General features: G+C 69.7%; 13 protein-coding genes. 5 read left to right on the forward strand and 8 right to left on the reverse strand.

The features are described from left to right. Positions 1-38: 38 nt before the first annotated feature. The 3 genes from A3CU_RS0130995 to A3CU_RS54070 form a co-directional block, all read right to left on the reverse strand. On the reverse strand, positions 39-2,432 hold the full coding sequence (locus A3CU_RS0130995; protein WP_027945541.1) for a glycoside hydrolase family 65 protein: 2,394 nt from the start codon (positions 2,430-2,432) through the stop codon (positions 39-41). Between the two features lie 113 nt (positions 2,433-2,545). Next, a complete protein-coding gene (fdhF, locus tag A3CU_RS0131000; protein WP_245617436.1) occupies positions 2,546-5,224 on the reverse strand; it encodes a formate dehydrogenase subunit alpha in 2,679 nt (892 codons plus the stop codon). Beyond that, positions 5,221-6,990, reverse strand: coding sequence for an NAD(P)H-dependent oxidoreductase subunit E (locus A3CU_RS54070; protein WP_084144015.1), 1,770 nt, complete (start codon positions 6,988-6,990; stop codon positions 5,221-5,223). Before A3CU_RS54070 ends, fdhF begins: the two co-directional genes overlap by 4 nt. Positions 6,991-7,363: 373 nt before the next feature. Between A3CU_RS54070 and A3CU_RS0131015 the strand changes: the two genes are divergently transcribed. The 5 genes from A3CU_RS0131015 to A3CU_RS0131035 all read left to right on the forward strand — a co-directional run bounded on the left by A3CU_RS0131015 (position 7,364) and on the right by A3CU_RS0131035 (position 14,824). Further along, the gene (locus tag A3CU_RS0131015; protein ID WP_052372477.1) at positions 7,364-10,108 is read left to right on the forward strand and encodes a cation-translocating P-type ATPase; all 2,745 of its coding nucleotides are present in this window, start codon (positions 7,364-7,366) and stop codon (positions 10,106-10,108) included. A gap of 249 nt (positions 10,109-10,357) precedes the next feature. Then, on the forward strand, positions 10,358-11,461 hold the full coding sequence (locus A3CU_RS0131020; protein WP_245617437.1) for a methyltransferase: 1,104 nt from the start codon (positions 10,358-10,360) through the stop codon (positions 11,459-11,461). Positions 11,462-11,466: 5 nt separating this feature from the next. After that, entirely contained in the window at positions 11,467-12,279 is an 813-nt protein-coding gene (locus tag A3CU_RS47580; RefSeq protein WP_052372480.1) for an aminotransferase class IV, read from the forward strand. Between the two features lie 107 nt (positions 12,280-12,386). Continuing rightward, the gene (locus A3CU_RS0131030; RefSeq protein WP_169739718.1) at positions 12,387-13,625 is read left to right on the forward strand and encodes an FG-GAP repeat domain-containing protein; all 1,239 of its coding nucleotides are present in this window, start codon (positions 12,387-12,389) and stop codon (positions 13,623-13,625) included. After that, complete coding sequence (locus tag A3CU_RS0131035; RefSeq protein ID WP_027945547.1) at positions 13,622-14,824, forward strand: MFS transporter; 1,203 nt, start codon at positions 13,622-13,624, stop codon at positions 14,822-14,824. The genes A3CU_RS0131030 and A3CU_RS0131035 overlap by 4 nt, the downstream gene beginning before the upstream one ends. Positions 14,825-14,891: 67 nt before the next feature. Here A3CU_RS0131035 and A3CU_RS0131040 read toward each other — a convergent pair whose 3' ends face one another. The 5 genes from A3CU_RS0131040 to pabB all read right to left on the reverse strand — a co-directional run bounded on the left by A3CU_RS0131040 (position 14,892) and on the right by pabB (position 21,980). Then, positions 14,892-16,103, reverse strand: a complete 1,212-nt coding sequence (locus A3CU_RS0131040; RefSeq protein WP_027945548.1) for an FAD-dependent monooxygenase — start codon at positions 16,101-16,103, stop codon at positions 14,892-14,894. Positions 16,104-16,203: 100 nt separating this feature from the next. Continuing rightward, on the reverse strand, positions 16,204-16,671 hold the full coding sequence (locus A3CU_RS0131045; protein ID WP_027945549.1) for a carboxymuconolactone decarboxylase family protein: 468 nt from the start codon (positions 16,669-16,671) through the stop codon (positions 16,204-16,206). Between the two features lie 57 nt (positions 16,672-16,728). Beyond that, positions 16,729-18,303 carry a class I adenylate-forming enzyme family protein gene (locus A3CU_RS0131050; RefSeq protein ID WP_027945550.1) on the reverse strand — a complete coding sequence of 525 codons (1,575 nt, stop codon included), beginning with the start codon at positions 18,301-18,303 and terminating at the stop codon, positions 16,729-16,731. Continuing rightward, the gene (locus A3CU_RS47585) at positions 18,284-19,870 is read right to left on the reverse strand and encodes a class I adenylate-forming enzyme family protein (RefSeq protein ID WP_425388291.1); all 1,587 of its coding nucleotides are present in this window, start codon (positions 19,868-19,870) and stop codon (positions 18,284-18,286) included. The genes A3CU_RS0131050 and A3CU_RS47585 overlap by 20 nt, the downstream gene beginning before the upstream one ends. Continuing rightward, the gene (pabB, locus tag A3CU_RS0131060; protein WP_027945551.1) at positions 19,851-21,980 is read right to left on the reverse strand and encodes an aminodeoxychorismate synthase component I; all 2,130 of its coding nucleotides are present in this window, start codon (positions 21,978-21,980) and stop codon (positions 19,851-19,853) included. The genes A3CU_RS47585 and pabB overlap by 20 nt, the downstream gene beginning before the upstream one ends. Between the last annotated feature and the right edge of the window lies 1 nt (position 21,981).

Below are 21,981 nucleotides of genomic sequence, written 5' to 3' on the forward strand. Positions count from 1 at the left end.
ACAGGATGAATGAGGCCACGGGCGCGGCGGGTTCGGTGTCAGAGGGGAAAGTGGACGGTGGATCCGGGATGGAGCCGGGCGAGTTGGCCTCGGCAGGCGATCTCGATCGCGCGTTGCATGCCGGCGCCGGCGGCGACGTCGACCCGGTTCTCGCTGATTCGCAACACCAGTGGGTGTTCGCGGTAGCGGAGGCTGAGTTCAAGTACGCCGAGTGGCTGTGGCCAGTACGGGTTGAGCAATAGCCGGTCGCCTCGGGTCTCGAGGCCGGAGAAGCAGCGTTGCAGCAGGTCGACGCTGCCTGCCATGGCGGCGAGGTGGATGCCTTCGGGCGTGGTGCCGCCCTGGATGTCGGTGACGTCGGATTCCAGTGCCCGGCGGAAGAACTCCAGTGCGCGGTCCCGGTTCGCGCGGGCCAGGACCCAGGCGTGCACCACGGCGCTCAGGGTAGAGCCGTGGGAGGTGCGGGCGAGGTAGTAGTCGATGGTGCGTGGGATGGTGTCGTGTTCCAGCTGGTAGCCGAGTCGCTTGAACAGCGGCCCGAGTTCGTCGGCGGAGAGCAGGTAGAACAGCATCAGGACGTCGGCCTGCTTGGCGGCTTGGTAACGGTTGACGTCGTCTCCCTCGGCTTCGAGGATCCGGTCGAGACGCTGGATGTTGCGGTAGCGCTTTCGGTAGGCGGCCCAGTCCAGCTCGGCCAGCTGGGCGTAGCCCTCGAACTGGCTGATGACGCCGTCGGCGTGGAAGGGCACGAACATCTTCCGGCTGATGTCGTCCCATCGATGCAGTTCCTCGGGCCGCAGGTGGAGCCGTTCCATAAGCTCCGTGCGGGCAAGGGCCGGCATGACGCGCATTGCGTCCGCTGCCCGTAGCACCGTCCAGACGGTCAGCACGTTGGTGTAGGCGTTGTTGTCGATTCCGTCGCTTTGCGTGTCCGGGTAGCGGGAGTGGAACTCGTCGGGTCCCATCACGCCGCGGATGACGTACCGGTCGCGGGCCCGGTCGTAGCTGGTGAGGTCGGCGAAGAACCGGGCGATCTGAACCAGCATCTCGGTTCCGTAGTGGGTGAGGAACTCCCGGTCGCCGGTGGCCTGGTAGTACTGCCACGTGTTGTGCGCGATGGCGAGCCCGATGTGGCGCTGGAGCCGGGTCGGATCGGGAATCCACCGGCCGGAGCGGGGATTGAGGTGGAGCCGCTGACTCTCTTCGCGACCGTCGCTGCCGGACTGCCAGGGGTACATCGCACCGTGGTGCCCTTCTTCCCGTGCCGCCTGCACTGCCTCCGGCAGCCTGCGGTACCGGTAGCGCAACAGCGAACGGGTCAGCGCGGGCAGACGCAGGTTCAACAGCGGAAAGACGAACAGTTCGTCCCAGAGAATGTGGCCTCGGTAAGCCTCGCCGTGCAGTCCCCGGGCCGGTACACCGGCGTCGAGTTCGGTGGTGTTCGGAGACACGGTCTGTAGCAGGTGCAGCAGGTGCAGGCGCAGGACACGCAGCTCGTCCGGCCTGTGCTCCAATTCGATGTGGAACCGATCCCACAGCTGGGTCCAGGCCAGCACGTGGCTTTCCAACAGGGTGTCGAAGCGGCCGAGACGGGGTAGCCAGCGGGCGGCCTCCACAGCGGGCTCGGAAATGGCGCGGTCACGGCCGGTGGACACGGTCACGGTCTTTTCCAGGGTCACGACCTGTCCCTCGCGCATGTCGATGGCGATGTCGTGCCCGATCCAGGAGCCCCCGTCCACGAGGAGGTATTCGGCTTCGACCGGGTGTTCGCCGTGGTACAGGGTGTTTCTGGCCGCCATGGCCACCGGGATCCGGGACTGGTTGGTGCACATTTCCAGCAGGACGGAGCAGTCGGACAGCGCGCGGGCACCGAGGAGATCGAGGTGTTTCCTTGGCAGGTCGCGGTAGCGCTCGACCAGGCCGTTGTCGACACCGCCGTCGATTCCCGAGCGGAACTCCAGCCGGCCGGACCAGTCTTCGGCCACCACGGTGACCTCGAGCGCGCACACGTTCGGGAGTCGCATGTGCGCGAAGCGGCGCTGGATGACTCTCGTCGTGCGGCCGTCGCGGTCGCGGAAGCGGATCCGGCGGACGAGCAGCGCCCGCCTCAGGTCGAGGTACTGGTGGTATTCGAGGAGGTCGGCGGTGTCCGGTCCGAACCACGGTCCTCGATCGACGCGGAATGTCAACGCCAGCCAGTTGGGCAAATTGACCAGGCATTCGTTTTCGACACGGCTGTTCGCGATGTCGGTACTCAGCCGGTTGTACACGCCGGCGGCATAGGTGCCGGGGTAATGCGTCCCGTCAGCGGTGCACTCCGGTGCGGCACCGCGAGTGACGAGGTAGCCGTTGCCGACCGCGCACAGCGATTCCCGCAGCCTCTCCTCGGCGGGATCGTAACTCTCGTAACTCCAGGTCCAGTCGTCGTGCATGGCGCCACTTCCTTCCCCGTGAGGCGACGGTGGAGTATTCGCAAATATGCGCGGCGCGGTCGTCACCGAAGGAAATGTCCACTTTGGCCTACGGCGTCACCTGGGCTCGGGTCTCATGGGCTGTCGTCGCGGGTCAGGCGGATGGCGGTGACCTTGTATTCGGGGCAGGAGGTCGTGGTGTCGGCGTGGTCGGAGGTCAGGCGGTTGACCCCGCTGGAGGGGAAGTGGAAGGCGCAGAAGGCCTGTCCGGGGGTTGTTTCCTCGCTGATCCGGGCAAGGAGACGAGCGCGCCCGTGCCGGCTGGCCACGCCGAGGAGATCGCCGTCGCGCAGGCCGTGGCGGGCCGCGTCGACGGGGTGCAGGTCGAGGAAATCCCGGGGTGCGAGGTCGGCGTTGCGGCTGTGCCGGGTCATGCTGCCGGAGTTGTAGTGGGCCCACCGCCGCCCGGTGACCAGGAGCAGGGGGTAGTCGTCGTCGGGTTGTTCGCCGGGTGGCAGGTAGGGGGTGGCGGACAGGTGCGCTCGCCCGTCCGGCGTGGCGAACCGCCGGGTGTAGAGCTTGGCCTCGCCGGGCTGGTCAGGATCGGGGCAGGGCCAGGGGACGGCGCCTTCGCGGTCGAGGCGGTGGTGGGACAGGCCGGCGAAGAGCGGGCTGATCCGGGCGCATTCGGCGAGCGCCGCGGCGGGGGAGGGGCAGCCGAGGCCGGTGCCGAGCCGGGTGGCCAGGGCGTGGATGGCGTCGAAGTCGCTGCGCGCCTGTCCCGGCGGTGGCAAGGCGGGGCGGACCCGCTGGAACCGGCGGTCGAAGTTGACGAAGGTCCCGTTCTTTTCCAGCCAAGCGGCGGCGGGCAGCACCACGTCGGCACGGCGGGCTGTCTCGGAGAGGAAGAGTTCGCTGCAGACGACCAGTGGACAGGCGTCGAGGGCCTCGGCCACCTTGTCGCTGTCCGGGTCGGTGGTGCAGACGTCTTCCCCGACCACCCACAGCGCGCGCAGCCGCCCGGCGCGGGCCGCGGCGAACATCTCCGGGATACGCAGCCCGGGCCGGTCCGGGACGGGTGCTCCCCACACCGCTTCCGCCCGCGCCCGCGCGTCCGGGTCGGTGACCTTGCCGTAGCCGGGCAGGGTGTCCGGGAGCGCACCCATGTCGGAGGCGCCCTGGACGTTGTTCTGGCCGCGCAGCGGGTTGACCCCGTAACCCCGGCCGGTACCGACGGCGCCGCGCAGGATGGCGAGGTTGGCCAGGGCTCGAACGCCGTCCGTGCCGTGCAGGTGCTCGGTGACGCCGAGCCCGTAGACGATTGCGGGACACTCTGCCTGGCCGTAGAGGCGAGCGGCGGCAAGCAGGTCCGCGGCGGGTACACCGGTCAACTCGGCCACGATGTCGGGTGGGTAACCGGTGAGCAGCGCGGTGAGTTCGGGCAGGCCGGCGGCGCGGTCGCGCAGGAAGGCCGGATCGGTGAAGTTCTCGGTGAGCAGGATGTGGGCGAGACCGTGGAACAGGGCGACGTTGGTGCCGGGGCGGGGCCGCAGGTGCACGTCGGCGTGACGGGCGAGCCCGACCGCCCGGGGGTCGGCGACCACCAGCCTGGCCCCGCGCAGGACACGTTGCAGCAGCCGGGCGCCGACCACGGGGTGTGCCTCGACCGGGTTGGCGCCGACGACCAGGAAGCAGTCGGCCTGTTCGACGTCGTCGAAGCTGTCGGTGCCGCCGGGCAGGCCGAAGGAGGCGGTCAGTCCGGATGCGGATGGCGAGTGGCACAGCCGCGAGCAGTTGTCGATGTTGTTGCTGCCGATGACCCGAAGGAATTTCTGCAGCAGGTAGTTCTCCTCGTTGGTGGCACGTGCCGACGAGATCGCGGCGACCGCCTGGGGGCCGGCCGCGGCCATGGCCTCCTGGATGCCGCGCGCGGCTCGGTCCAGTGCCTCTTCCCACGTTGCCGGTTCGAGCGAGGCGCCACGGCGCACCAGGGGTTGGGTGAGGCGGTCCGGGGAATCGAGGAAGCCGTGCGCGAAACGGCCCTTGACGCAAGCGTGCCCCCGGTTCACCGGGCCACGGCGGTCCGGCAGAACCGCAACCAGTGCTCCGTCGCGGGTCACGGCTTCCAGCGAGCATCCGACCCCGCAGTAGCCGCAGGTGGTACGGGTAACGGAGGTCTCGGGCCGGGTCGCGGTGGTGAGGCCGCGGCCCGGGCCGGGCTCGGCGATCGCCCCGGTGGGACAGGTATCGACGCAGCCGCCGCAGGCCACGCAGGCGGACTCCGCCCATGGGCCGCCGGTGCCTGGCGCGACGACGGTGTCAGCGCCCCGGCCGGTCAGGGTGAGGGCGAAAGTGCCCTGCACTTCGGCGCACATCCGCACGCACCGGCCGCAGGCGATGCACAGGTCGCGGTCCAGGTGGACGTAGGGATGGGACTCGTCGTCACCTCGCCCGACGGCGCCCCGAAACTCCTGCGGGCCGATGCCGAGCGACCGGCAGGCTCGTGCCAGCTCGCTGCCGGCCTCCAACGCCCGGGGCGGCAGGGCGGAAGCGATGACGGCCACGGCATCGCGCCGCAGCCCGGCAAGGTCACCTGCCGTCTCCACCCGGGCGCCGGTCGCGGCTGGAGTGACGCACGCCGCCACCACCGTGCCGTGCGACCGCACGAGGCAGGTCCGGCAGGAACCGGCCGGACTGAGCCGATCGTCGTGACACAGCGCGGGTAGGTCGACCCCGGCCGCACGGACCGCGGCGAGCAGAGACACGCCCTCGGGTACGACCACCTCGGTACCGTCGACCTCCAGCCCGATCACCGCTCCCACCCCGCGAGGCGGCCGCCACAAGCGGAGACGAGACTGGTGACCGCGGGCGGGATCCGCCGTCCGAAGGCGCAGAGGCTGGCCTCGCTCAGCAGTCGCAGTAACCGCCCGTACTCTTCCCCCGGCGGTTTCCCGGCCGACACCAGCTCCAGGCCACGCCGCGAGCCGACCCGGCAGGGCGAACAGGCACCGCAGCTCTCGGCCGCGGCGAACTCCCATACGTGTCGCAACACCTCCGCCGGCGGCACGGAGGAGTCGAAGGCGACCATGCCCGCGTGACCGAGGGCCGCGCCGGCCGCGGACAGGCCGGCCTGGGTCAGCGGCACATCCAGCCGGTCGGGCGGCAGGAAGCCGCCCAGCGGCCCACCCACCTGCAGTAGTGACAACTCCGCGCCGTCCCGTAGGCCCCCACCGAACTCACTGACGATGCGTTCGACCGGCGTGCCGAGTTCCACCTCGTAGCAGCGGGGCCGGGCGAACCGTTCGGACAGGCACACCAGCTTCGTCCCGGGCTCCGGCCGGGTGCCGCGCCGGGCGTAAGCGGCACCACCATGGCGAACGATCCACGGCAGCGCCGCCAGCGTCTCCACGTTGTTCACCACGGTCGGCGCCGCCCACAGGCCGCGTTCCGTGGGGTAAGGCGGGCGCGGCTGGGCGCAGCCACGGCCCCCCTCCAGGCCGGCGATCAACGCCGTCTCCTCGCCCGCGACGTACGACCCAGCCCCCTCGACCACTTCCACGTCCAGTGCGGTGTTGCTGCCGTGGACGGACCGGCCGAAGTGCGCGTCCTCGTACGCCTGCCGCACCGTCTCCCGCATCCGGGCCAGCGCCGCTGGATACTCCGAGCGCACCAGGACCACGGCCCGCCGGGCGCGGCAGGCGAAACAGGCCAGGGCCAGACCCTCCAGGACCCGGTCCGGATCGGCCTCCATCAGCAACCGGTCGGCATACGATCCCGGGTCGCCCTCGTCCCCGTTGGCCACCACGACGGTGGCGGGCGAGCCACCGGCCGCCGCCCACTTGGCCGCGACCGGGAACCCCGCACCTCCGCGTCCTCGCAGGCCCGAGGCCGCGACCTCGGCCTGGACCTGCTCCACACCGCCGTGGGTGGCCACCTCCGGCCACAGCTGCCAGGAAGACTCGCCCGCCAGCACCCCGCCCAGCAGCACCGGGTCGCCGGTGCCGTCCGCCGCCGGGATCGGCGGCGCGAGCGCGGTGACGCGCCGGGCGAGCTGGTCGGCCAGCGACGGGCCCGTGCCGGCGGCCAACCCGTCGAGGCCGGCCGGACCCGCGTAGCAGTACCCCAGGCAGCGCACGGCCTGTAGCGACACCTCCCCGTCCGCGCTGGCCGCGCCCACGGTGACCCCCAACGCCTCCTCCACTTCGGACACATGGGTGCCAGCCCGGGCCGCGAAGCAGGCCGCAGCCGTGCAGACCCGCACATGCCGGCGCCCATGTGGGGCGGCAAGATCGGCGTAAAAGCCGGCCGGACCGAGCCCGGCCGCCGCGGATAGCCCGAAACCACCGGCCACTCGCGGCGCCCACGAAGCCGGTCCCGAGGCGGTCGCGGCTCTGGCCCGGGCCAGAGCCGACAACAACGCCACACCCGGGCGCCCACACCGGTCGGCCGACGCCCGAAAGGCATCGAACCGCTCCGCGGTCTCGCCCGCGTCCATGCCATCCATCTTCACCGTGGGGACCGGCCTTCGCACCTTCGGGAGCATCCGCGCCGGCGGCGCGGCGATCTTCGGTGGGACCAAGGACCTTCGCCTTGGTGACGGCCGGCTCTGCCTGCCGGTCCGGTCGTGATCGCAGACTCGCCAACGAATCCGGCGGCTGCCAGAACTCGCCGAACGGTAGGAGAACGGTTGACGATCCCGTTATATCGGCACGGGTTCGTGCGGGTCGCGGTGGCAGCGACCTCCTGTTCACTCCCTCTACTGTGGACGGTTTCGTGTTCCATGTGGAGATCTGCGAGCCTATGGAGAGCCAGAGTCTTCTTCCTGGTGGAGCCACGTGAAGTACTCCGGGTAGCCGGCACTCACGGTATGAACCCGAACCCGGGCACAAAGTCCCGGCAGGGGAGTTCCGTCGATCCTCGCCGCGCTGACCCTGGCACCTGACGATGGGTGCGTGCGGAGCCAACACGATGGGTGGGTCCGGCCGGCCGGGCTCGACCCGGAGGAAGCGGCCGACGCGTTGCTGCGCGATCTGCACACATCGCCGCGCGGCCTGTCGAATCGGGAAGCACGACGCCGGCTCTTGCAGTACGGGCCGAACGAGTTGCAGCGGCGGGGTGGGCGACGGTGGCCTGGAGAGCTGGTTCGCCAGTTCACTCATCCGTTGGCGTTGTTGTTGTGGCTGGCTGCCGCCTTGCTGCTGGCCGTCGGTTCTCAGGTTGTGGCCGCGGCGGTGGTGCTCATCATCGTGCTCAATGCCGCATTCGCCTTCGTGCAGGAGATCGAGGCCGAGCGGGCGGTGGAGGCGCTGGCGAAGTATCTGCCCCAGCGGGCCAAGGTGGTCCGTGACGGCGGTACCGGTGAGATCGACGCTGTCGATCTGATGCCGGGCGATGTCGTGGCGATCGAAGAGGGAGACCGGATCGCCGCCGATGTCCGGCTGCTGACCGGGGCCATCGAGGTGGACATGTCCGCGCTGACCGGCGAATCCGTCCCCACGGTGCGGTCGGCGGCGATGCAGGATGTGAACGTGCCCCTGCTGCGGGCGCATGATCTGGCGTTCAGTGGCACGAACTGCACCGGTGGCGAAGCGCGCGGTGTCGTGTTCGCCACCGGCATGCACACCGAACTCGGCCGGATCGCGGCGCTGTCGCAGCGCGTCAGGCAGGAGCCCAGCCCGCTGGAGCGGCAGGTCCGGCGGGTGGCCTGGTTGATCGCCCTCGTGTCGGTCCTGCTGGCGCTGGCGTTCATCCCGATCGCCACCTTCGCCGCGCACCTGTCGCTGATCGATGCGATGGTGTTCGCCGCGGGGCTGCTGGCCGGGATGGTTCCCGAAGGCCTGCTGCCGGTCATCACCCTTGCCCTTGCCCTGGCCGTGCGGGCGCTGGCCGCCCAGGGTGCGCTGGTGAAACGCCTGTCCGCGGTGGAAACTCTCGGCTCGACCGACGTGATCTGCACCGACAAGACCGGCACGTTGACCGAGAACCGGATGCGGCCCGCGGCGATCTGGACCTCCGCCGGCCGCACCGACTTGGACGGCACGCCGCTGGAGCCCAGCCCATCCCTGTGGGCGGTGGCTCGTGTCGCCGTGGCCTGCAACAACGCCCGGCTACCGCACGAGGACAGCGAGGCCACCGGTGATCCGACCGAAATCGCCTTGCTGCTCGCGGCATCGAGGCTGGGTGCCGACACCGCCACCGCTACGCGCGAAGCAGGGCGCCGGTGGCAGTTCCACTTCGACCCCGAGCTCAAACTGATGTCGACCATCGACGATTACGACGGCGGCCGGTACGTCCACACCAAGGGCGCTCCGGAAATGGTCCTTCCCCGCTGCACCCGGCTGCTGGACGCGAACGGACACCCGGCGCCGCTCGATGACGCCCAGCGCGACCGGATCACCGCCGGGGTCAACACCTTCGCCTCGGAGGGCCTGCGTGTGCTCGCCCTGGCCCAGCGTGCGCTGCCTGCCGACGAACGGCCACCGCACCGGCGCGGCGACGCCGAGCACGATCTGTGCTTCGCCGGTCTGGTCGCCATGCTCGACCCACCCCGCGCGGGAGTCGCCGAGGCCGTCGCGCACTGCCGCGCCGCCGGGATCCGCATCATCGTCATCACCGGCGACCACCCCCTCACCGCCGCCGCCGTCGCCCGCCGGGTCGGCATCACCGGTGAACACCCGAGGGTCATCACCGCCGCGGAGTTCGAGCGTATGCGCGAAACGGAACTGGCGACGTTGATCCGCGACGAACCCGACATCATCTTCGCCCGCGCCTCACCCGAAGCGAAACTCCACATCGCGGAGGTTCTGCGCGAGGCCGGTCACGTGGTCGCCATGACCGGTGACGGGGTCAATGACGCGCCCGCGCTACACCGCGCGGACATCGGCGTAGCGATGGGAAAATCCGGCACCGACGTGGCCCGGGAAGCGGCCACCATGATCCTCACCGACGACAACTTCGCCTCCATCGTCGCCGCGGTACGCGCCGGCCGCCGAATTTATGACAACGTCCGAAAATTCATCGTCTACATTTTCGCCCACGCGACCCCGGAAACCGTGCCGTTCCTCGTCTTCGCCCTCGGCGGCGGCGCGATCCCCCTGCCGCTGACCATCCTGCAACTGCTCGCCTTCGACGTCGGCAGCGAAACCCTGCCGGCATTGGCCCTCAGCCGGGAACCTGCCGAGCCCGGACTCATGAACCGCCCACCCCGCCCCCGGACCGAAGGCGTCATTCGCGGCCCCATGCTCGCGCGTGCCTGGCTCTTCCTCGGGGTCCTGGTCACCATCCTCCAGATGGCCGGCTTCTTCTACGTTCTCGTGCGGGCCGGCTGGCACCCCGGTAGCCCGGTGGGCCCTGGACAACCACTGCACCAGGCCTACCAGCAAGCCACCACCATGACGTTCCTCGGCATGATCGCCGGGCAGATCGGGACGGCCTTCGCGGTGCGGACCCAGCGCGCGTCCCTGCGCTCGATCGGCGTGTTCTCCAACCGGTACCTCCTCGCCGGTATCGCCGGCGAACTCGCCCTCGCCGCCTTCTTCGTCTACACACCACCACTGCAGAACCTGCTCGGCACCGCTGCCTTGCCCCCGTCTGATCTGCTCCTGCTCCTGCCCTACCCCGTCATCGTCTGGGGCGCCGACGAACTACGCCGCTACTTCATCCGACGCCACGCGCAGCCTTCCAACGTCACCCCTTGACCGCTGCCAGGAGTTGGAGCTTTCCGGGGCGGCGCTGGATCTGCGTGTGAATCGTCTTGGCCGCACGACTCTGTCCGGAGATCCTCAGGCCGCCGGCACGGCCGGTCATCGGCGAGTGTCGATCCAGGGTGCCAAAGCGCGCGAGGTACTCGGGAGGCAGATCGAATGGGTGGGGGACCCCCGCTTGTCCCGGCCGCGCCTTCCGGAATCCCAGCCGTCCCGGGACGTCTGCCCCACGACTGGGTGGCGATGACGCTGAATGCTGGTGTGCCGGACAGCAACGAAAAGTTCCGCACAGAAAGCAGGGTAGAACGCATGAGCGAGAGTCATGCGGCAGACGCGGCGGACGCATTCGCGCTCTCGCAGCTGATGTTTCCGACGACCGCGGTGTGTATTTCGGTCGCGGCCCGGCATGGGTTGGCCGACGTGTTGGCGGAGGGCAGTCTTTCGGTCGGGCAGCTTGCTGAGCGTACCGGTACTGATGAGGTGCAGTTGGGTAAGGTGCTGCGGTTGCTTGCCGAGGAGGGTGTCTTCCGGGAGGTCGGGCCGGATGTCTTCGCGAATTCGCGGTTGTCTCATTTGCTGCGTAAGGGTTTTCCGCGGTCGCAGCATGCGATGGCGACCCTGGTCGGTGAGCCGTGGTTGTGGAACTCGTGGTCGAAGTTGTCGGAAGGTCTGGCCAGTGGAAGGCCTGGTTTCGAGCTTGCTCACGGCATGGCTTTGTGGGCCTATCTGGCGGGTGATGCGGCGGCGGGCGTGGTCTTCAACGATGCTATGCGCGATTTTTCCGAGGCGTTGAGCGATCTGGTGGCCTCGTCGTATCCGGCGTTCACCGACGGTGGTGTGGTTGCCGATCTCGGTGGCGGCACCGGTACCTATCTGCGTGCGATTCTGCGGACCTACCCCAGTGTTGAGCGGGGGGTCCTGGCCGATCTGCCGGCGGTGATCGAGCAGGCCGAGACCAGCCCGGAGTTGGCGGAACTGTTGGCGAGCGGCAGGTTGGGCCTGCATGGTGGTGACTTTTTCGAGGCGGTCCCGTCGGGGGTCGATGTTTATGTTGTCAAGCAGGTTATGCATAGCTGGGATGACGATTCGATAATCCGGTTGCTGCGGCGGTGCCGGGAAACCTCGCCGGAGGCCACGTTCGTGGCCGCCGAGTTCGTGCGGGACACCAAGGCATCGCGGTTTGTCAAGAACTTCGACCTGATCATGACCATCACCATGAACGGCAACATCCGCACCGAAGCCCAGTACGCCACGGTGTTCGAGAAGGGCGGCTACGAACTGACCAGCGTCCTGCCCACCGACACCGCCTTCAGCCTCGTCGAGGCCCGGCCCGTGGCCCGGCCGTGAGCACCATGACCGGCCCGGCCACCGGACTCTACGCGTGGCGGCGCGGATCCGGCCTGCGGCCGGATGGCGATGAGGCCGCCCGGCTTCTGGTCGCGGACTCGTGGCTGGTGCAGGACGGCGCGTCGCGCGGACTGGACCTGCACCGCGCCCGGTTCACCGCTGGGTGCGCCGGCACGGGCGAGGCCAAATTGTCCGAAGTGGACAGTTTCTGGTCCGCGATGCTCGGTCTCCTGCCCCGGCGGGGGGACTGGTTTCCCCGGGTGGAACTTGTTTCCGCCGCGGACGGCCATCGCCTGCGGCTGCGCGTACGGCCCGCGCCGGCCCGCACCACCGAGGTCGCGGTTTGGGCGGGGCGCGGTGACCCGCGTGCGGTTCCCCAGCGGAAGGGGCCGGACCTCGACCTTCTCGGTGGGTTGAGGCGGGAGGCCGCGGAAGTGGGTGCCGGCGAGGCACTGCTGACCACGCCATCCGGTCTCGTGCTCGAGTCATCCCAGTCCGGCCTGCTGTGGTGGGAGGACGACACGCTATGCGTGCCCGGCCCCCGCCTGCGTGTCCTGCCCAGCGTCACCGTTGCGCTGATCCGGCGCACCGCGGCCCGCCAGGGAATCACCGTGGCGGCCCGCCGGCGGCGGCTCGCCGACCTGGCAGGCCGCGAAGTGTGGTTGGCCAACGCCTTGCACGGCATCCGGCCGGTGTCCGGCTGGGTCGGCAGCACGGTCGAAGCCGGACCTTCCGTCCGTGCCCCGCACTGGCAGCGGTGGTGGGCGGCCGCCGCGGTGGCCCTGCCCAGAACCCCTGCGAGGCCGTTTGAACCGTGAGATTCCTGATCAAGGTGAGTGCGCGAACGTGCCGTGGAGAGTTCGCCGGACAAGCACTGAGAGAGCGACATCCGGCAATGACCGCGGAAGGAAACGAGGAGAGGTTCATGATCAAGAGACGAGACATCTGGAAATGGTCGGCACCACTGACGGTGGCCGCGTTGACCGCCACTGTGATCACCAGTGCCCAGGCGACCGAGACCGGCAGTGCGGGCGGAGGCGCCCCTGTCATCGGCTCGCCCGCGAAGGTCGACTTCGCCGACCCCGTGGAGTTCAAGGCGGGCAAGCGGTCCTGGTCGGTGGCCTATGCCGACTTCGACGGGGACGGCAAGATCGACGCCGCCACAGCCAACGGCGGCAACTCGCTGTCGGTCTTCAAGGGCAACGGCGACGGCACCTTCACCGCCCGGACCGACTACGCCACCCCGAAAATGCCCTATTTCCTCACCTTCGACCTCACCACCGCCGACTTCAACGGGGACGGCAAGCCCGACATCGCGGTGAGCGGCGGCAACCCGATCGGCAACGTCGGCATCTACCTCAACAAGGGTGACGGCACCTTCGCGGACCCGCTTCCGGTCCCCGTCGGCTATGGTCCCAACCAGGTGGCGGCCGCTGACCTCAACCACGACGGCAAAGCGGACCTCATCACCGCCAACAACTTCGCCGCGAACGTCTCGGTCCGGCTCGGGCACGGGAACGGCACCTTCGGACCGGAGCGGCGCTTTTCCGTCGGCCCCGGCCCGCAGGGCATCGCCATCGCCGACGTGAACGGCGACCACGTCCCCGACATCCTCACCGGCAACTTCGGCCGCATCGAGGACTCGCTGACCGTGCTGATCGGCCGCGGCGACGGCACTTTCGCCGACCAGCGCAGCTATGCGGCCGGGGAGTCGGTCAACGACGTGGCCGTCGCGGACTTCAACCGGGACGGCATTCCCGACGTGGTCGTCGGCGAGTTCGTCAACAACCGCATCTCGGTGCTGCTCGGCAGGCGCCATGGCGGCTTCGGCCCGCCGCAGACCTACGCCACCGGCACCGGTCTCAACGAGCTGACCGTGGCGGACTTCAACAACGACGGCGTGCCGGACGTCGTCACCACGGTATCGCCCGACTCGAACCGTGACCCGAGCGCGCCGCCGCCCAGCGACCCGAAGGGGGCGGGTGTCTCGGTGCTACTGGGCAAGGGTAACGGCACCTTCGCACCGAACACGTTCTACTCGATGGCTGGCACCGTCGCCGCGGTCAAGGCCGCAGACGTCAACAACGACGGCAAGACCGACCTCCTTGGGGCGAACCTCGCCGACGAGTCGCTCGTGGTGTGGGTAAACAAGGGCACCCAATGACCAAACCCGCGTTGCGCGGCAGCGACCCGGTGACCGACGCACCCGTGGCACGCACGGTGTTCGTGATGACGGTCGCCGGGTTGCTGGTGGTCGGGCAGATGTACCTGGTTCTCCCGCTGCTGCCGGCGATGGCCAGGGATTGGCACACCTCGGCGACGGCGGTGACCTGGACGGCCACGTCGTTCGGATTCGCCTACGCCGCAGGCTTTCTGATTACCGGGCCGCTCTCGGACCTGCTGGGCCGTCGCAGGGTGGTGGTGACCGGGCTGAGCCTGCTGGCGGTGGCCACCATCGCGGCGGCCTTCGCTCCCACACTGCCCGTCCTCATCGCCTGCCGGATCGTCCAGGGCATCGGCGCCGCCGGGTTCTCCCCGGCCGCGCTGGCCTATCTCAGTGAGCGGATCCCGCCCGCCCGGCGGTCGGTGGCGGTGAGCTGCCTGGTCACCGCCATGGTCGCGGCCACGGTCACCGGGCAGCTGGTCGCGCAGGCGCTCGATGCGGTCGCGGGCTGGCGCGGGATCTTCGGGTTCAACGCCGGATTCGTCGCGGTGCTCGTGGTGGTGCTGCGGCTGGTGATGCTGCCCGACCTGAAGCGGCAGGCGGGCAGTTCGCCCGGCGCCTTCTTTCGTGCCATGAAGGGGCCGCTCACCAGCCCCGTGCTCGTCCTGATCTACCTCGGAGCGCTGAGCGTGCTGAGCGCGTTCGTCGCGATCTACACGGCGTTGCAGCTGCTCGGGCCGCCGGAACTGGTCGGTAATCCCGGCGCGATGCTCACCCTGCGGGCCAGCTCGCTGCCCGCGCTGGTGGCGATCCCGCTCCTCGCCCCGGTTCTGGCCCGGGTGCGGCCCGCCCTGCGGGCCGCACTGGCACTGGCCAGCGCGGCGTGCACCGTGGTGGTGCTCGCAGTGGTGGGCCAGTCGTCGGCGTTCGTCGTCGGCGCGCTGATGTTCCTGTTCGTCGGGAAGGTCGCAGTGGTCTCCCCGGGACTGACCGAGCTTGTCGGCCAGCTCTCCGGCGTTGCCAGGGGCGCGGGTGTCGCGTTGTACACCTTCGCCCTGCTGGTCGGCGCCAGTCTGGGCCCGCAGCTGGTATCGCTGCTCGGTGGGCACGGCTTCACGGTCGTGCTGATCGCGATCGCCGGGAGCCAGCTGGCCGGTGCCGCCCTGGTGCTGGCCGCCGACCGGCGGTGTCCACGTTGAGCCCACGCTGAACCACTCGGGCCGCCGTGCGGGCATCCTCACGGCGGCCTTCGGCACGACGTCGGAGTCAGTACTTGCCGCTGGGGGTGGCGCCGGCGCGCGGGCCGTAGGGTGCGTGCTCCAGCCAGGACCCCATGCGGGGGATCACCGGGGACAACGCCGCCGCCGCCCGCTGCCGCCACCGCATCAGCGGGGACGTCGGGCGCATGTGCGACAGCGCGGTCCGGGCCGCATCGCTGTTGTACCGCGCTGCCAGCCCACGGGCGTGATCGAAGGTTTCGACCGCCTTGGTGGCCGCCGCGCCGCCCGTGGCCAGCGCCGTGGCCACCGCCTCCGCGGCCGCCGAGCCGTCGGCGAACCCGCTGTTCATGCCGCGGGCCCCGAAGGGCGGGAACAGGTGGGCGGCCTCACCGATCAGCAGCACCCGGCGGTGGGTGTCCACCAACGACTCCGCGACCACGTGCAGGTAGTGGTACTTGGACACCCACAGCACGGCGTCGGCGTACTTGGCGTCGACCACTTCCGGCAGCCACTGCCGCACGGCGTCCGGCTCGGCGAACTCCGCGACGTCGTCCTCCTGACCGCACTGCAGGTCGACCTGGAAGCCGCCGGCGAAGGGCACCCGCATGACGTTGCGGCCGCCCAGCGCCGGATGCCGGTAGTGGAAGACCCGCTCCGGCGGCATGGCCCCGGGGCCGCGGTCGGCGATGTCGACGACGACGTGGAACCCCTCGGACCGCTTGCCCTGCCAAAGGATCCCGATCGCCTTGCGCACAGCGGAGTGCGCGCCGTCCGCCGCCACGACGTACCGGGCACGCCATGCCTGCCCTTCGGCGCCGCCCAGCGAGACCCCGTGCTCGTCCGGCACGGCGGTCACGACCCTGGCTCCCCAGGTGATGTCCACCCCGGCGGCCAGGCACGCGGCGTGCAGGTGCCGTTCCGTCTCGATCTGCCTGAGGCTGGTGAACCGGGGCAGCCGGCCCGGCTTGGCCGGCGGGTACGTCCTGGCGAAGACCTGGCGGCCCCCGTAGAACGTCCGCTTGGTCGGCCAGACCGTGCCATGCCGGACAATCCGTTCGGCCAGCCCAGGGCTGGTCTCGTCCAGCAGCCGCAGGGACTCCTGATGCACGAACAGCGCGCGGCTGCCCGGCCGGACCCGGTCCTCCGGCTCGGCCTCCAACAGTGTGACCGGCAGTCCTCGCGCCCGCAGCTGCAGCGCGGCGGCGAAACCGGCCGGTCCGGCGCCGACCACGACCACGGGGATTTCCGTCGGGCTCATGCTGTGTCCTCCGCGAGTTTGCGCGCGACCCCACGGTGATTGCCGCGGGTTGACACAAGGGGTGTCTCGCCGCTCCCTCCGCGATGACGGGCAGGCATGTTCAGCCGGCGGCTGCGGCGGGCTGGTAGCCGCCGACCGGGAGCCGTTGGGTCACGCCGAGCCGGTTCCAGGCGTTGATGGCGATGATCGCCATGATCACCTTGCCCAGCGTTGCCTCGTCGAAGAGTTTGGCCGCCTCGGCGAACACTTCGTCGTCGACACCACCGTCGGCGACCAGGGTGATCTCCTCGGTCAGCGCCAGCACGGCACGTTCCTCATCGGTGAAGAACGACGTCTCGCGCCACGCGCTCAGCGCGTAGATCCGCTGCTCGGTTTCGCCGGCCGCGCGAGCGTCCTTGGTGTGGATGTCAAGGCAGAACGCGCACTGGTTGATCTGGGAGGCGCGGATGTTGATCAAATCGACCAGGCCGCGGTCCAGACCGGAGTCGGCAATGGCCGCGTTGAGCGCGAGCAGCGGCGCCTTGCCCTCCGGCCAGGCCTTGCCGAGGTTGATCCGGATGTTCGACATGTGTGGCTCCCCAATTGTTCCAGTGAGAAGCCCCGGCGGGCGCCGGGGCCACAACCGTCAAGCCTGCCCGGATTTCGCCCGGCCGAGCAAGCGGGTCAGCTCGGACCGCTGGACCTTCCAGGTGGAGGTCCGCGGCACCTCGTCGAACGGCAACTGAACCGGCGCGGCCATCGGCGGCAGGTCGGAGGTGGCCAACCGCCAGCGTTGCATGTCGAGCGGCTGCTCGCCCTTGGTGCAGATCACCGGGACGGGCTCGCCTGAGGAACCGGCCACGATGGCGATCTCGCGCAGTTCCTCCAGCCGGGACATCAGGATGTCCTCCGTCTTGAGGTTGCTGTCCATCGAATCGATCTGGTCCACCTCACGGTCCATCAGATAGACCCGGCCCCAGCGGTCGCGGGAGCCCATGTCGCCCATCCGCCACCATTTGCCGCGCAACTGCTCGGCATACCGGTCCTGTTCGCCGAGATAGGTGAGGATCCGGCTGCTGATCTTGACCTCGAGATGGCCGATCTCCTTGCGCCGCACGGGTTTGCCGTCGTGGCCGGTGACGCGCAGCCGGACGAACCACGGCACCGGGATTCCGATGAACCGGGCGGCTGTCTTGGCGGCGCCGCGCCGGGTGAAGAAGCGCACGCACACCGGTCCGGTTTCGGACTGGCCGTAGAGCTGCAGGAAGATCGGGAACCGCCGGTGCGACGCGCCCAGCATCCGCTGGATCGTACGCGGGTGCATCGCGTCGAAGGTGCCGCCGAAGCAGCGCACGTTCGCCAGCGGCGCCAGTGGCGCGTCTGTGAGTTCCTCCCAGTCGATGTAGGTGTTGGGATGGGTTTCGACGTAGCCGGGGCGGGTGTGGGCGAACAGCCGTGCGATCCGCTTGGGGTCGTGGTCCGTCGCGATCACCATCGGGTTGCCGTAATCGAGGAAGACGCGCAGCGCGTTGTAGAACCGCGAATGCACGAAGGTCATGCACAGCGCGGCGGTCTCCGTGCGGCGGATCGGCCAGGCCATGATCTTCTGCGGAAGCATCCGGTGCCAGAGTGAGTCGCCGCAGTGTACGGCGAGCTTGGGCACCCCGGTGGTGCCCGAACTGTGCGTGATCAACGCGGGCTGCCGCGGGTGCAGCCGCACCGGCTCGCGGCGCGCGGCGCCGGCGTAGTCGGACAACGCAGTGGTGCCGTCGATCTCTTGGCCCGCGGTCACCAGGACCCGGTGCGCGGCCTCGGCCGGGGCTTTCCCGCCGAACGACGAGTCGATCTTGTCGGTGTCGGTGAGCAGCCACGGCTGGTCCAGCCGCCGCAGCAACTCGGTCGCGATGGGCGCGGGCAGTGCCGGCGAAAGCAGCGCGGGCACGGCACCGATCCGCGCGGCCGCACAGGCGAGCAGCACGATGTCGAAGTTGTTGGTCTTGTAGATCGCGACCCGCTCGCTGGGGCGCACCCCGGCCGCCCATAGTCGCGCGGACAGTTCGCCGACGACGTCCGCGAGTTCCCCGACGGTCGTTTCGGTGCCACGGCTGGGATCAAGCTGCAACGGCTGGTCAAGGTAGATGCGGACGCCGCCGTTGCGCTTGGCCGCGTCGGAGAACATCCGGCCGATCTCGAAGCTTCTGTCAGCGGTCTCGTTCGGCATGGCTTCCATCCTTTGTGGATCGGGCTGGCTGGAGGTCGGCGGTTCCCGCCCGTAACGCGAAGCGGCGGAGTTTGCCCGTCGAAGTGCGGGGCAGGGCACTGACGAACCGGACCGACCGCGGCACCTTGTAGGGGGCGAGGTTCTCCCGGGCGAGGACGAGGAGTTCGGCCTCGAGGCCGGCTTCGGTGTACCCCGGCTCCGGCACGACGAAGGCGCGCAACTTGGTGGCACCGACCTGGTCCGGGACGGCCGCGACGGCGACCTCCCTGACCTCGCGGTGGGTGCGCAGCACGTCCTCGACATCCATCGGTGACATCGTGATCCCGCCGACCATCTCCAGGTCGTCACTGCGGGCCACGTGTGTGTAGGTGCCGTCGGCGTGGCGGACCACCCGGTCGCGGGTGTGCAGCCAGCCGTCCACCAGCACCTCGGCGGTTGCCTCGGGACGGTCGAGGTACCCGGACATCAGCGCCGGGCCGCGCACCCACAGGCTCCCTTCGACCTCGTCCCCGACCGCACGGAGCTCGCTGTCGCGCACCTCGACGCGGTACCCGGGGACGGGCCGGCCGATGGTGCCCGGCACGTTGTGCGCCAACGTGTTCGCCGTGGCCGCGCAACCCACCTCGGTGGCGCCCAACTGGTTGAGTACGGGGGCTTCCAGGAACTCCGCGGCCCGTTCGGTCATGTCACGGGGGAACCGCTCGCCGCCCGACACCGCGGCACGCACCGAGGCGAACTTGCCCTGATCCCCTTCGGCGACCACTCTGCCGAACCACGATGGCACCGCGTAAAGCAGCGAAACCCGGTGGCGGGCAACGAGCTCGCCGACCACCTCCGGTGTCGGCCTGCCGCCGATGAGCACGGCGGCCGAACCGGAGAACAATGGGAACACCAGAGCGTTGCAGAAACCGTAGGTGAAGAACAGTTTGGACACCGAGAGCGTCGTGTCGCCGGCGCGGACCCCGAGCGCCCGGCCGACCGAATGATGGTAAGCGGCGGGATTTCTCTGCGGATGCACGACTCCCTTCGGCCGCCCGGTGGTTCCCGACGTGTAGTGCACGTACAGGGGGACGTCGGTGGCGACCGGCACCGAGCGGTCCGCGTCCGCCGCGCCGGCCATGAGTTCCGCGACGGTCAGGCACTGCCACGAACCGAACCGGAGGGAAAGCTCCGGGGTGGTGATCACAAGCCGCGCGTCGCAATCGCCTGCCATGAACGCATGGTCGTCCGCGGTGAGTTCCGGGTTGACCGGCACGACCGTGCACCCGGCGCGCGCGACGGCGAGGAAAGCCACCACCCATCCGATCCCGTCCGGCAGCGCGATCAGCACCCGGTCGCCCGGCCGCACGCCCAACAGCCTCAGGACCGCGACCGCGCGCGCCGCCGTGTCGTGCACCTGGCTGTAGGTCCAGGTTCCGTCTTCGGTGAAGTACGCGGCGTGGTCGCCCCAGCCGTTGCGGAACGCGAGATCCTCGAGCCCGGCCGCGAAACAGTATCGTCCATTGTGAACCGATCCATTGTGGAGTGTCGCGGTGGATGTGTTGAGGTCATGCGTCAAGGTGACCACCTCTCTCGGCGGGAAGCTGCCCGGCGCGCGGGTGCGCCCGCAGTGTGGAGGATGCCTTGAGCAGCATCTCCTCGTATTCCTCGACCGGGTCGGAGTCGAGCACGATCGCGCCGCCCGCCCCGATGTGCCACACCCCGGCGGACAGCACGGCCGTGCGGATCACGATGTTCAAATCAGCCGTGCCGTCGCAGCCGAGAAACCCGATGGACCCGGAGTACACCCCGCGCGCCTGCTTCTCCAGCGAGTCGATGATCTCCATGGTGCGCAGCTTCGGCGCCCCCGTCATCGAGCCGCCCGGGAAGCACGCGCGCACGCAGTCGAGGACAGTGGCGTCCTGCCGCAGGCGACCGCGCACAGTGGACACCAGTTGGTGCACGGTCGCGTAGGTCTCGATGGCCATGAGGCTCGGTACGTGCACGCTGGACACCTCGCAGACGCGGCCGAGGTCGTTGCGCAGCAGGTCGACGATCATCAGATTCTCGGCGAAGGTCTTGGTGCTGGTGGCGAGCTCGTTGCGTAGCCGCTCGTCCTCCTCCACGGTCGCTCCGTGGCGCACGGTGCCCTTGATCGGCTTGGTCTCGACCATTCGTTCGTGGTCGACCCGGAGGAAGCGCTCCGGGGACGAGCAGGCGACGTGCATGTCGCCGAACCTGAGGTAGGCGCCGTATGGCGCGGGGTTGCGGCGCCGCAGCTCACGGTAGAACTCGTAGCCACCGCCGGCCGCGGGGATCCGAACGGCGTTGGTCAGGCAGATCTCGTAGCTCTCCCCGGCCAGCAACTGCCGTTTGCAGGCTTCGACGTCGTCGAGGTATTGGCCGCGGTCGCGCACCAGCCACGGCTCGGGCATCCCCGGATCCGCGGCGGGCCGGAGTCGGTGTAGCGAGCGCGCATCCGTGGTCGCGGTGGCGAAGTTTCTGACGATCGCTTCCGCCCGCCGTAACCAGGCCGCGGCGGCGTGCTCGGTTTCCGTGGAACCGTCGTCCAACGCGAGTAGATAGGTCCGGCGCTGCTCGTGGTCGACCGTCAGCGCCCTGTCGGAGAAGATCCACTGTGCGTCCGGGTAAGCCGAGACGTGTCCCGGCGCCGCGCCGCAGTCGGCTTTGAGCTCGTAACCGAAGTAGCCGGCGTAGCCGCATTTGAAGTCGGACGGCAGCGATGGGGCGTCGATAGCGCGGCGGGACAGCTCGCGGCCAAGGTAGTCGAAGATCGTGCCGGGTTCGTGGCGTGGGGCAGCGCCGGTCCGCTGGACGGTCACGCGGCCGTCGCCGACGCGGTAGCGCACGGACTCGCCCAGCGGGCCGGAAGCATCTCCCAGATGGGAAAACCGCGCGAGCCCGGGTTCGATGTGCGCACTGTCCAGCCAGAAGGCCCGCCCTGAGCCGGAAAAGAGCGCCGTGAACGCCGATTCGGTGTCAACGGCGAAGTCGAGTTCGCTCACCTGGAGCCGGTAGCGCGCGGACTTCTCGGCGATCCGTACTCGCGTTGTCGCGGAGGAGGCCACGCGGACCGGGGGAGTCCGCGGTGCGCCCTGGCGCCGCAGGGTGATCTCGCGGAAGTTCGCCAGCAGCTCGCGCCCGAACTCGCTGGCCACGGACTCGGGGTGGAACTGCACGCCCCACAACGGGCGCTCGAGGTGCCGCAGCCCCATCACCACGCCGTCCTCCGCCCATGCCGTGGCCAGCAGGCCGGCCGGCAGGGGCTCGGGGACCCGCAGGGAGTGGTAGCGCACCGCGGTGAACGTCTCGGGCAGGCCGGCGAACAGGTCGCTGCCGTCGTGGGTCACCTTGGTCAGGTGACCGTGCCGGGCCCGGGGCGCGGGACCGACCTCGGCGCCCGCGGCCGCCGCGATGCCCTGGTGGCCGAGGCAGACCCCGAGCAGCGGGACCGTCGTCCGCTGGATCACGTCCGCGCAACTGCCGAAGTCACCGGGGCGAGCGGGATGTCCCGGCCCCGGCGAGATCACGATGTTGTCGAAGCCGCTGAGGTCGATCGGCCCGCCTGCGGCGGAGTTGTTCGGGACCACAACCGGTTCCCGCCCATTGACCTCGGCGATCAGCTGGAAGAGGTTGTAGGTGTAGGAATCGTAGTTGTCGATCAGCAATGTTCGCATT

Origin of the sequence: Amycolatopsis taiwanensis DSM 45107 (assembly GCF_000519205.1) — a bacterium.
Lineage (GTDB): Bacteria > Actinomycetota > Actinomycetes > Mycobacteriales > Pseudonocardiaceae > Amycolatopsis_E > Amycolatopsis_E taiwanensis.